At 35.2% G+C, this 12,756-nt stretch carries 5 protein-coding genes and 3 tRNA genes; 5 read left to right on the top strand and 3 right to left on the bottom strand.

The window, feature by feature from the left end; genetic code table 11:
• Positions 1-177: 177 nt before the first annotated feature.
• Positions 178-260, top strand: a tRNA-Leu gene (locus tag E4O07_RS09890).
• Positions 261-328: 68 nt separating this feature from the next.
• Here E4O07_RS09890 and E4O07_RS09885 read toward each other — a convergent pair.
• Positions 329-1,348, bottom strand: coding sequence for an endonuclease/exonuclease/phosphatase family protein (locus E4O07_RS09885; RefSeq protein WP_253685333.1), 1,020 nt, complete (start codon positions 1,346-1,348; stop codon positions 329-331).
• Between the two features lie 150 nt (positions 1,349-1,498).
• On the opposite strand from E4O07_RS09885, the gene dnaX reads away from it, so the two are divergent.
• Complete coding sequence (gene dnaX, locus E4O07_RS09880) at positions 1,499-3,328, top strand: DNA polymerase III subunit gamma/tau (protein ID WP_253685331.1); 1,830 nt, start codon at positions 1,499-1,501, stop codon at positions 3,326-3,328.
• Positions 3,276-5,612, top strand: a complete 2,337-nt coding sequence (locus E4O07_RS09875) for a methyl-accepting chemotaxis protein (protein WP_371921918.1) — start codon at positions 3,276-3,278, stop codon at positions 5,610-5,612. The genes dnaX and E4O07_RS09875 overlap by 53 nt, the downstream gene beginning before the upstream one ends.
• A gap of 57 nt (positions 5,613-5,669) precedes the next feature.
• On the opposite strand, the gene E4O07_RS09870 is transcribed toward E4O07_RS09875, so the two are convergent.
• A complete protein-coding gene (locus tag E4O07_RS09870; RefSeq protein WP_253685327.1) occupies positions 5,670-7,121 on the bottom strand; it encodes a C69 family dipeptidase in 1,452 nt (483 codons plus the stop codon).
• A 126-nt stretch (positions 7,122-7,247) separates the two neighbouring features.
• Between E4O07_RS09870 and E4O07_RS09865 the strand changes: the two genes are divergently transcribed.
• Positions 7,248-7,321: transfer RNA gene (locus tag E4O07_RS09865), tRNA-Asp, on the top strand.
• 56 nt (positions 7,322-7,377) lie between these two features.
• Positions 7,378-7,449: transfer RNA gene (locus E4O07_RS09860), tRNA-Pro, on the top strand.
• A 1-nt stretch (position 7,450) separates the two neighbouring features.
• On the opposite strand, the gene E4O07_RS09855 is transcribed toward E4O07_RS09860, so the two are convergent.
• Positions 7,451-12,754 (bottom strand): diguanylate cyclase, encoded by a 5,304-nt coding sequence (locus tag E4O07_RS09855; RefSeq protein WP_253685325.1) that lies wholly within the window; start codon positions 12,752-12,754, stop codon positions 7,451-7,453.
• Positions 12,755-12,756: the final 2 nt, after the last annotated feature.

Below are 12,756 nucleotides of genomic sequence, written 5' to 3'. Positions count from 1 at the left end.
TATTTACTAGTTTTGTTGGATATGTAAGCTCGGTTTCGTAATCCTCCTTCGTACGGGACCGAGTTGGCCCGCGAGAGCGGGCTCTTTTTTTTGTAGGCTCCTCTTACAAAGTTAAAATTCAGCTTAAAAAAGGGCTTTACAAAGTTTTATTTTTATGATAGAATAAACTTTCAATGAGCCGGCGTGGTGAAATGGTATACACGATAGACTCAAAATCTATTGGGGGCGACTCCGTAAGGGTTCAAGTCCCTTCGCCGGTATTAACCGTTCATTTTTATAAATGAACGGTTTTTTTTAAGCGGTACAAATGGCACCGCTTAAAAACACCTTACTGCCTTTTGAGAATTATGCCTATGGGCAGATGGTCCGAGTACCCGGTTCCTTTGCTCACGGAGTACTTTTCAGGTTTTCCGGACATATCGGTCAGCGGCCTTGAGTTAATTACACAAAAAAAGCTTAGATCAAAGTTTTTTCCATCGCTTAAATTATCCGAATAGAAAAAATGGTCGATTCCTTCCCATGTTCCCTTGTAAAAGTAGCTTCCTGAGGGCTGGCTTTCTTCTTGAACTGCGGCTTGATAGGCCTCAATATTCCAGCAGTTATCAAATTCGGATAAAAGAGAAAATTCCTCCAGCGTCTGATTAAAGTCGCCGCATATTATAAAGGGTGTCCGGGGTTCTTGAGTTTTTAATTCCGTAAGCCTTTTATAGGCTTGTTCTTCCTGCTGCCGCCTGATAGAGGCGCTGTCTGAGTCTCCTGCCTTGGACTTCCAATGAACATTTAACAGCACCAATTCGTTATCCCCCGCAGAATTACCTATTTGAATTCTGGTTTCGATCATCGGGCGCAAGATTTTTTTACCTGAGTATACATTAAAAACCTTTATTTCGGTTATAGGAAATTTTGAAAGCAGGGCAGTGCTGAATGCTCCTCCGTTTTGGGGAGGAATAAAGACTGCGTATTTGTACGAGTTATTTATAGGGAAGATTTTACAAAAATCATCTATGACGGTGCGGCTTTCAATTTCTTGTAAGATAAGAATATCCGGTATGTCTTTTTCCCCTAAACCAAGCCCCAGGCATGAAAGATTAACAGCCTCTTTTAGCCGGAAAAGCCTTTCTGCATACCTTTCCTTAGACCATTTTGTTTTTGAACCCTTGAATTCCTTAAACTCGTGCCCGTCTTCTACAGCGTCAAAGAAGGTCTGAGCATTATAGCTCACAATGGAAATCTCATCCTTGCCGATGCTTTGTAAGCGGAATATATTTGTACAGCCTGTACAGGCGCACAAAAGAACACAAAAACATATAAAAATAGATAAAGTCAAAATTTTTTTAAATTTTTTCATAACTATCACCTCTACTATTGTTGTATGTTTTTTTGTAAAAGAATATCAAAAATACTAAAATAAAATATCTTTTTTTCAAGTAAGATCTAATAGAAAATTGAATGGTTTGCCTAGTTTAATTTTGAGTGAATTTGTGTTATACTGCTACATATGGAATATCAAGTAACAGCGACACGGAGAAGGCCCCAGCGTTTTGAAGATTTGCTGGGCCAAGAATTTGTTGCCGCAACATTGCAAAAATCGATTGAGGCCGGCAAGATAGCCCATGCCTATCTTTTTTCCGGTCCCAGAGGCTGCGGAAAGACAAGCTCGGCTAGAATTTTAGCCAAGGTGCTTAACTGTGCCGAAGGGCCGAGGCCCACTCCTTGCGGTCATTGTACCTCTTGCGAAGAAATTACGGCCGGCTCATGTTTGGATGTAATAGAAATTGACGGCGCTTCAAATACGAGTGTAAATGATGTAAGACAGATAAAGGACGAAATTTTATTTCCTCCGAATTCTAACAGGTATAAAATTTATATAATTGACGAAGTGCACATGCTCTCGACAAGTGCTTTTAATGCCTTATTAAAAACAATAGAAGAGCCGCCGCCCTATGTTGTGTTTATTTTTGCCACTACCGAAATTCATAAGGTTCCGGCTACGATTAAAAGCCGCTGCCAACAGTTTAATTTTAAGCTTGTTTCGATAGAGATCTTAAAGAAGGCCTTGGGAGAAGCAGCCGCAGAGATGGGCATAGCCGCAGATGATGAGGCCCTTTATTGGATTGCTCGTGAAGCAACCGGAAGCGTGCGGGATGCTTACACCCTTTTTGATCAGGTAGCAGCCTTTTCGGACGGGCATATCACCTTTGAAAAGATACACGAAAAACTCGGCCTTACAGGTGTCGATTCAATAAATAAACTTGTGTCGGCCTGTGTTGCAAAGAACAGCCGGGAAGCCCTTTCTATCTTGGATGGAATCTTGCAGGGAGGAATCTCGGTTGAGCAGGTAGTTTCGGATTGTGCGGATTATTTTAGAAGTCTTTTATTGGTAAAGCACGGCATTACAAAGGAAGCCCTTATAGGACAGAGAGCCGACCGCTTTCCGCAGGATATCTTACAGGGCTGGGAGGCTGTACAAATAGAAAGAGCTTTAAGCATAATGCTCCAACTTTTTAAGGATCTCAGGTTTTCTATCGATCAAAGATATGAATTGGAGCTTGCCGTTTCGCGTCTTTCGTGGCTGAGCGATTATGTATCGCCTGCCGGTTTAAAAGCCGCCTTTGATGCAGCCCAAAGCCTTATTTCAGGACGGCAGGTAAATGCCGAACCTGTAAGACCTATGCCCCGCTTTGAAGAAGCTCAGCCAAAGGAAGCTCCCCAATCTTTTAACCATGCGGGCAGTTTGACCGAACAATTTAAGGCCGTCTTAAAACGCGACAATAAATTGGACGGGTTTTCGGAAAAAAAAAATGAAGAGAAACAGCCGGTTTCAAATAATGCGCCTTTGTCTTTTGAAAAAAAAGATGAGGAAAAAGAAACCGTACTTCAGACTGCCCGCATAGTAGAAAATAATTTTAATACTGTAGAGGATTTAAAAGAACCGTTAATCGAGGCTCTTTTAGAAAAGAGCGGGATCTTGTCTTCTGCCGTAGGTCAAAGTAAGGATTGGCTTTTAAAGGAAGACAGCCTTACGCTGTTTGCTCGCAGCTCTTTTGACTATACGCTGATTCAAAAACAAAAGGATACGGTTATAGACTCTATTTTTGAAATTACAGGAAAGAGATTTAAATTAATTATAAAGGAGTATATTCCGCCTCAACCTGAAAATAAAGTTGAAGAGACGGTTAAAGAGCCTGAAAAAATCCGAACCATAACTGATGTTTTTATGGGAAAAGTAGTTGAGTGTAAAAATTTGGTATCGGAAACTGAAGAAGGAGATGAAAATGATGTTCAAAATGTACAGATCCCTGCTCCAATGCAGGAACAAAATGCGTGAAAATTTTAAAAGCAAAGAAACAAGATCTATTAAATTTTTGTTGACCCTTTGCCTTTTTTTATCGGTAAGTTTGGCGGTTTTTTCTGAAGAAGTAAAAAAAGGTATCTTAGACATAAGAAAGACAGATTTTGGTTCTTCTCCGGTTTTAATTTTAAACGGCGAAATGGGTTTTTACAATAATAAGCTTGTTTTTTCAAAAGAGGATATTGAAAAAACCGGAGTATTTATTCGATGCCCTATGGAATGGAGTAAGGCTGTTCTTTCAGACGGCACGAGGCTTTCAAATTTGGGATACGGAACCTATACCTTGAAAATTTTACTGCCTCAAACTTCTCCTAAGCTCACCTTAAAAATTACGTCGCCCGTTTCGTCCTGGGCCTTGTTTATTGACGGAGAGGAAGTTATGCGGGCGGGCAGTCCTTCTTCTTCAAGAGAAAATTCAAAAACCGGCATAAAGGATATTGTCTATGACATCCCTCAGGGCCTTACTGAAATTTATATTGCGCTTCAAGTTTCAAACTTTGCCCACGCCCGCGGAGGAATTTATCATCCGGTAAGTATCGGTACAAAAGAAGCTGTAGAGAATTCCGTTTTATCCAAACGCTTTGTGGATATATTTGTTTTTGCTTTCGGTATTGCAATAATCCTTTATCACTTGGCTCTTTTTATTTTTCATCCCCATAATAAAAATCTTTTGTATTTTATATTTTTTTCTTTGACGGTCATCTTACGGACTGCCGTAATGGGATATGTATTTAAATATATTTTTCCTTCCGCCTCGTGGGAACTCATTACAAAGTTGGATTATCTTACCTTTGCCTCTGTAGGTTTTTTTATATTTACATATTTTAGATCTTTATATAAAGATGATATACAAAAAATAGTCTATATAATAATATCGGCCGAGGCCCTTGCTTATGTGCTGTTTATTTTAGTAACTCCTGCCTATATTTATGGAAAATTTATTCTTATTCATCAGATAATCTTACTTGGTGAAGTCTTTTATGCGATCTACTTTGTAATCCGCATCTTGATAAAGAAAAGGACGGGAAGTGTTCCTATAGTTGCCGGTATTGTAATTTTGGCTGCCTCGGCAGTAAATGATGTTCTATACAGTATGATGATTTCAAATTTCGGAAATTTGTTGTCTTTCGGCTTTTCAGGATTTTTGTTTGCTCAAGCCTTTTGTCTTGCATGGAGAAATTACCTTGAAAATAAAAAGGCTGATGAAGCTAGAGCCATGCTTCTTGAATCGGATAGGCAAAAAGGTTTGTTGTTTGACGAAATAAAAAATACAAGCAGCGAGTTAAAGCAGCATGAAGTTATTTTGGCAGAGAACATGGACATAGCCGAAGATGCGATGAAAAAACTTTCCGGATATGCCGAGTCTGTAAGGCAGGAAATTGGTGTACAAGACGGAGAATTAAGAGGAACTCAAACAGCTACAGACAGCCTTAATTTATTTTTGGATAATATTTCGGAAGGAATCGAACGCCAATCAAGTGCTGCAGAAAATACTGTTTTACAAATAAAAGAGCTTAATAATGTTATTAATGATTTATCGGATAAATTTGACACAATAAACAGAGGCTTTGCCTTACTATCGGATGCCAGTAAAATGGGTAAAGATAATTTGGCAAAAGTAACTGCAATTATCGCCAATATTTACCAAAGCTCTGAAGGTCTTCTTGAAGCTAACCAGCTGATTACCGCCCTAGCGGAACAAACAAACCTTTTGGCAATGAATGCGGCGATAGAGGCTGCCCATGCAGGTGATGCCGGTAAGGGGTTTGCTGTTGTTGCCGATGAGATAAGAAAGCTTGCAGAAGGTTCCGCATCCGAGGCCGACTCTACAGGGAAGATATTAAGTCAAATAAATAACAGTATCCGCCAGTCGGCCGAGGCTTCAGGCGTACTTCAAAAAAGTTTTGACGATATAAATCAAAAAGTTTTTGATTTTCAGCATATTTTGTCCAATATTTCGGGCTTTATTTCAGACGTAAACTCTCAAACCGAAAAAATGAATTCGATTATGAATACTCTTTTGGAAGAATTTACCAACGTGCAAAAAGAAAAACACAATATCATCCAAACCCGTTCGGATATTTCAGGCAGCTTTAAGCGCCTTCTAAATGCAACTGAGGAAGTTAATGCGGAAATTTCAGAGATGTTGAACAGCATAAAAACTCTCGATTCGGCTATAAGCAATACCCGAAAGGTGGAATCCGACACAGGAGCTTCGATTTCGAAGTTGAGTCTTCTTATTACGGAAAATCAAAACTAAATAGAAAAGGCCTCAAAAAATTTTGAGGCCTTAAATTTTACATAGCATTATGCTTGATTAAAGGTTTTTATCCATTGTAAAAGAAAGTTTTGAATACTTAAAAGATTCCAGCATCAAATCGGATAGATATTCCTTTGTCCTTTTTAATACATGCTCTGCAGTTTTGCGGTTTTCTTCGGTTAAAAATTCGCTTAAAGATTTTGCAGGAATCTTAGCCGCTGCATCGGTAATCTCTTTTACACGTGCCCTTCCATAGCTTTGCATTTCAGTAAGATAAGCATTATTATCATCTTTAAATGCAGAGTAATGAGATTCAACAAAATGTCCGATTAGTTTAAAAAGCCAGTAAGCATTATCGGTAGAAACCATACGGGTCATTCTTTTATAGGCTGTAGGCGTATCCAAAATATTTGTAAAAAATGGGACATATGGAACAAAGGCCGTAGTTCCGAATGCAAGCCATTTGATGCCTTCAAGTCCTTTGGGAGCCTTAGGTCTTAACTGCAAGATATGAGATTCGGCTGTCCGTGAAAGCGAAATACCCCTAAAACGTGTTTTATTAAATTCACTGTTTCCTATGCCGATAGGGTCGAATTCCGTTTCATTATAATGAGAGCTTAATATGTATTCTACATCTTCAACAGAGATAAGACGGTTTGCTTTTTGGATAAAAGGAATATCGTTGGAGACCGGAGATTGTTCTATTTCGGGGTTAAGGTATTTTTGCGCGAACCAAGCTCTCGGTGTGTTGTAGACCCTGTCTTTTTCGCTTGATGTTCCGAAAATATGTCTAAAGTTAAAACCTTCTCTATCGGGATTCAGATTATGTTCGTTTACGAACTCCTTGATGCCCTTTGACCACATATAGCTGTCCGGTTTTTTAAAATCGATTTTTTCTATTGAAACTTGATTTGGGGCTACTGCATAGCAGTCGTCAGGAATTCTTACGGCAACCCAATGATGTCCGCATGGAATTTCCATGTACCAAACCTCATCAAGGTCGGCAAATAAAATACCGTTACCCTCAGCAGAGCCGTATTTTTCGATAAGTTTTCCCAAGTAGCTTACTCCTTCCCGTGCAGAATTTATAAAGGGAAGGACAATGTCGTTTATGGCATCTTCTGCAATTCCGTTTTTTACAAGCGGGTCATAGGCGAGAACCTTGGCGTTTCCGTAGACGCTTTCGGTAGAGCTCAAGGCTACATTTTTTTCGTTAATACCGGCTTCTCCATAAAAGCCTTGGTTTTCCTTATCGTTGGGATAGGCTTGAGGAACGGATGTGTAGCGGAAGGCTTTTGCAGGAAGGGGAATTTCCACTCCCGTGTTTTTAGATTTATAAACTCGGCCAGTTTCATTTACCGCTTTTTCTAAAACAAATATTTTTGGACTTATTGCCAAGTGAAAATCCTCATTTCTTGCAATAAGAATTGAGCCGTCAATACCGGCTTTTTTGCCTACCAGTACTGTTGTACAGTCGGTGTGTGCCGAAAAAGATTTTACATTATTCATATTTGACCTCATATGTTAAATTCTATTTACAAGTAAAACTATACCCTAAAAACAATATTTTTGCAAGATTTTTATTAAAAACTATTGACATTTTCTTTTAGTTTTGGTAGAATATGCAAACCTTATGGGGGCGTAGCGAAGCTGGTTATCGCGCTGGCCTGTCACGCCGGAGATCGCGGGTTCGAGCCCCGTCGCTCCCGAAAAAGCTCACCGCCTTTAGTGGTGAGCTTTTTGTTTTTATAGCTACCGTAATTTACGGGCAGTAGCGCAGGGGTAGCGCGCTTGGTTCGGGACCAAGAAGTCGGGGGTTCAAATCCCCCCTGCCCGACTTAAAAGAATGGAGCTATTAGACCTGCAAATAAGCTTGTTAAGTTTACCTCTTCCGTTCCGAATTTCCTTTTTCTGATTTCAACTACAAGATAGATTATAGCTTTTATTTCTTCCTTTAGGATTACCGGCACAAGAATGGTAGAATTCCAGTTGGGTACTCCCGTTATAGCGTTTTTTCCCGAAATATTTTCCCAGTCTATTTTGCATAGTTCTTTTTTTTCGGACATTACTTCGATTATGAAGTCTCTATTTACAGGAAATTCCGGTTTTGAAACAGGTCTATATTTAAAGATTCTTTTGGATTGCTTTTCTTTGACAGGGCAGATAAAGATTCCTGAATCGGCTCCTGTACTGTCTATTATTTTTTCAAGGCAGATTTCAAGTCTTTTTGTTTTTGATATGGAATGCCGTATGAGCGATGCAGTATCGATAAAACTTAGAATATTTTTTGTATCGTTTATGGTGTTTCCTGTTAATATTCCGGCGAGCCTGTCTGCTTTTTTTTTGATAGGCTCCAGATCTTCTTCCCATACAACTGTTTGGTTTCTTCCCCAATTTTTTGCAGCATATAGGGCTTGATCTGCTTTTGACAATAGATCTTTTTCCGCTGTTCCGTGCATGGGGAATACGGCTATACCCATACTGATCGTTACTTTAAGCGCTGGATCTTCAAAACGTAATGCTTCTACCTGTTTTCTGATTTTTTCTGCTATTACTAAAGCTTGTTTTTTTTCGGTATTAGGGAGCAAAATAACAAACTCTTCTCCTCCGACTCGGCCGAGTATTTGTTCTTTTTTTAATACACTCAATGCAGTTTTAGCGGTCGTTTTTAAAACAGTATCACCCAGCTGATGACCGAAGGTGTCGTTTATTTTTTTAAATTTATCCAGATCGTACATGAGTATACTAAAAGGGTTGTTACTTATTTTGGAAACTCTTAAAATGTCATTTAGTACGGTTTCAGTGTATTTTTTTGTCAGTGCCGAGGTCAGTTTATCTGTAGCTGCTTCCTGTTGTGCCTTATAGCTTTCTATTAAAAATGAGAATATATTTTCGATACTTAGGCAGAAGCGTATTCCAAAATTACTGAAGTTATTTATTTCTTTATTTGATACAAAAACCAAATAGCCGGTTGTGGTGTTTCCTGTTTGCGTATTGCAGGAATTTATCGGAATAACAAGGTGTGATGAAATTTCTCTGTCTGTCTTAATATTTATCGTATTGTATGTAGATGATTCTATTAATCTTGCAATTTTTTCTATAGTTTTATTTTGGCCGAAATTAAATAAAGACTCGATTTTATTATCGGTTGTTGTGATAAATACATCAGCCGAATTCGCAAGCAGATTTAAAGCCGTAAAATTTAAAAGATCATTTATATTTTTTAGAAAATCATCTGAGAATTTTTCTATTATATCATCAATCGATTTATTTTTAAATCTACCGGATGTTTTTGTTTGAGATATAATATTCAAAATAAAGGCCGGATTATTTTTTAATTTTTCAACAGTATTTTTGGATAAGAGTTTTTTTATCTGTTCATAGGATAGTAGTCCGTTAATTTTTTTATATTCAGGTTTTATTTTTTTGTTGATATAATCATCTATTATCAACGATGGCAATTCGTAGTGATGAGAATTAAAATAACTTGCTTTGAATTTTAAAGGTATTTTTTTTATAAAAATATTAATTAACTTTTGAGCTTCAACAAAATAAATCATTGCCATGTTAATATTATTCTTATTTAAATGGATTAGAGCCAGTTTAATATTTATATCTATACTTAAATCCGAGATGTATTTATTTTCAAGCAGAGAGGCGGCTTCTATCAGTTTTTTTTCCGCATTTTCAGGTTCAATATATGCTTCTAAAAATAAGAGAGGAGCCTTTATTAAAGGCTGATTGCTGTAGCAATTTATTCCAAGTATAATTTTAACTATTTTTTTAAAATCAATATCAGAGCGGAATATGATAATTTTTCTTATACGGTAGACTAGCTCATAGAATAAAAAATATATATTCTCTAAAAAGACTTGATTTGAGATTATTGCTAAGATATCTTCTTCCAGTTTTTCAACTGAGTTTATTTTACCTTGTGCAATTTTATTTAAAGTAATGCACAATAATGAAAAAACTTCTAAAAGGTCTGTAATATTTTTTTGTCCTTCGATATCTTCCTTTAAAATTTCGGTGTCAGTTTCAAAATGCCCCATTGCGTAGTAAAAACTGCTTTTTGTTTGTTTGAAGGTGCTTATATGTAGCGGATCTTTGGATATGCTTTTATCTTTAAGCATTTTAAATATTTCCGATTCGGTTTCAGCAGCTTTGTCATACATGCATAGTGACAGGTAAATTTCATAAATAACGGTTTGAGCAAAAAATATTATGTCGGTATCAAAGTTTTGCATCATTTTTTTTATGGACTGATTGCAAATATCATAGGCCTTTTCATAATCATAAAAGTGTAAATAGGCAATGCTTAGATTAAGTAATGCGAGTGTTTCCGCAACCGTGTTACCCGATACGTTATTGTTTTTTAAAATTTTTGTATAATATACTATTGAGGCATCAAAGTCTTTATATGCCTGTTCTTGGATAATAGCTAAGTTATTATAGGCTGTATCTTCAATATTTGTATTGCCTATTTTTTTTGCATTTTTAAGAGTTTCCAAATAGGTTTTTTCCGCTTCTTTATAGTCGCCTGAATAAAAAAGGTTTGTACCCAGATTCAACAGCACTTTTGTTTTGAGTGATTTAAATTCTTTTGAATTACCGCATTTTAATATAATTTTTTTTGCTTCATTGACGGCTTCAGTATATTTTTTGCTGTATTGTAAAAATTCTACCTTTGCTTTATCAAACAATAATTGAGTATAAGTATTATTTGCTTCGGCCGTAAATTTTTCGGCTATAGCTAAAGATTTAGCTATTTTTTCATATTTTGCTTTAGACTGAATTTCTTGAATTGTTTTTATTATATGAACTTGTGCTGCAGCTATTTTATTTGAATTGAAGCCGTTTATTATTTCTTCGGCCATTGCTATTTTTTTACCACATCCTGCCGTATCATCATTTTCTAAATATGATTCTGCAAGAATAAGAAGTATATCAAGTTTTCTGCTGTTGTCGGCTTTTGGGACAAACAAATATATTTTTTCAAATATCTCGATATAAGCTATATGAGTACATTGTTTTTTTATTTTATTTTTATATTTTATACAATAATTAACCGCTTCTGCAAATAGTTCCGATTTTTCGGCATGCCAGATAAACTCATGAATACTTACAGATTTTATTGTTTTTATCCTTTGCATAATTTTTTTATGTGCTTCTACTCTATAAGCGCAATCAAGTTCATTGTACATCATTTTTTGCAAGATTTTATTTATGATTGCGTATTCATCTGCGTACTGCTTTGTGATTTTTTTTATGATGTTTTGCTCTAAAAGTTTTGGTATATATTTTTTAACGGCTGCGGATGTTACATTAAGTATTTTTGGTAAAGCTTCAGCTTTAAAACTGGATTTAAATATACATAAGTCTTTTAAAAAATTTAATTCATCCTCATTAAGGTTTTTTATCTGCTTTCTTACAGCCTGCTGTATATTTGTAGATATCGGTATCGGGATAGAAGCAGTGGACAAACTGTCTGAAAGTTGACATAGCTCCATCGATTTGTCTTTTTTTAGCTCACCTGAAACAGTAAGCTCTTTTAGAGCTTCATTAATAAATAAGGGGTTCCCACCTGTATTCAAATATATCTTTTTTAATAGTACCTCCGGAATGTTTCTTATATTTATTGTATTTCTTATTAAACTTTCTGTTTCCGGTTCAGATAAGTTTTGAAGATTTATTTTTTTTATTGCGGCTTGATTTGATAAAACTTTAATAAGTTTTTTTGAATTTTGATTATTATTAATTAGACTTTCATTAGCGGATTGTATCAGTATTATATTCTTTTTATCCGAATTTTCTATTATTAGGTATAATATTGTTTTTGTTATAAATTCGCTTATCAAATGTATATCGTCGATTATAAAAACTATGGGCTGTGATGATGAATTTTCTACTATTAAACCTACTATTAAGTTTATAAGCTTATATTTAAGTGCGCTTATTCTTATTATATCTTCATTGATTTCTATTTCTGATTTTAAAGCCTCAAAGATGCTGTTTAGTTTTTTTTCATAATTTTTTTGGATTAAAGAATTTTTTAAAAATAAACTTTTCATGAGATACAAAATAAATTTGATATCGTCCATGTCACTCAGGCTTGGAATATAATAAACATCCATTTTTTTTAGTAGTAGTAAAAAATACAGCTCGGATAGGAAGTAGGTCTTTCCTATGCCAAAAGCACCGGTAATCAAAATGTTTTTATTTTCAGGTTTCGATGTTTTTGTTTGTTTAAATACGGAAAAAATCTCTTTTTTTTCTTTTTCTCTATTTATAGGAAATTGCTGTTTTTTTACAACACTCATTGGAGTCGAAATATTGTAGTCGGTATTTATGTTGTAATTAATATCCGATATTATTTCATAAAACGGATAAGGTTCTTTTTTAAGTTTTCGTGTGTGAATTTCGTTATATATTTTAAAAAAACACGTGTAAAGATATTTTTCGTTTTCATTACTTATTTGATTAGTTTTGGTCTGTTGAAGTTCTTGAAAATATTTTTCATGATTTTTTATTACATTCTTTTTTAAAAGCAAGGATAAAATGATTGTTTTTAAAATATCATGGCTATAAGTAAATGTGTGAATTTCTTCATTTGATAAAAAGCTTATTTGGTGTGAATATTGATTTTTTTCGGTAATAAGGTTCTTTGCTTTTATAGAAAATCGGTCATTATCTTTTATCACATATATATTGTTTAGATCAAAGTTGTTATATACTATTCCGTATGTTATTAAATAGTTTAACTCTTTCAGTATTGCTGCAAATAATTCAAAAATATCCTTTGTTGCAGCATCAATTAAAAAATCTGATAAGGGCTCTTTCTTTTCTATATATTCTATTGTATATAAGTAAATGTTCTCATCTATTATTTTATTGTCTATACTTATTAAACGTGTAAAGTCATAATTTTTTAGGTGGACCGTTTCTTTTAATTGCTTTATCAGAATAAATTTTTCTCTTATAAAATGCATAAAATCTTCATCTAAGTCTGCAGCATATACCAGTCTTAATTCAAGTTGTTCTCCTTTGTCGGAGTCTAAATCTTGAACAACAAAACCTGTATTATTTTTTAATTCTATCGGGAGCTCTTTAATAATTCTATATCTGTTATTTAATATTTTCATCT

It is taken from the genome of Treponema sp. OMZ 798 (assembly GCF_024181385.1).
Lineage (GTDB): Bacteria > Spirochaetota > Spirochaetia > Treponematales > Treponemataceae > Treponema_B.
Note: the sequence above shows the minus strand (reverse complement) of the source record. Positions and strands in the feature narration are given on the sequence as shown.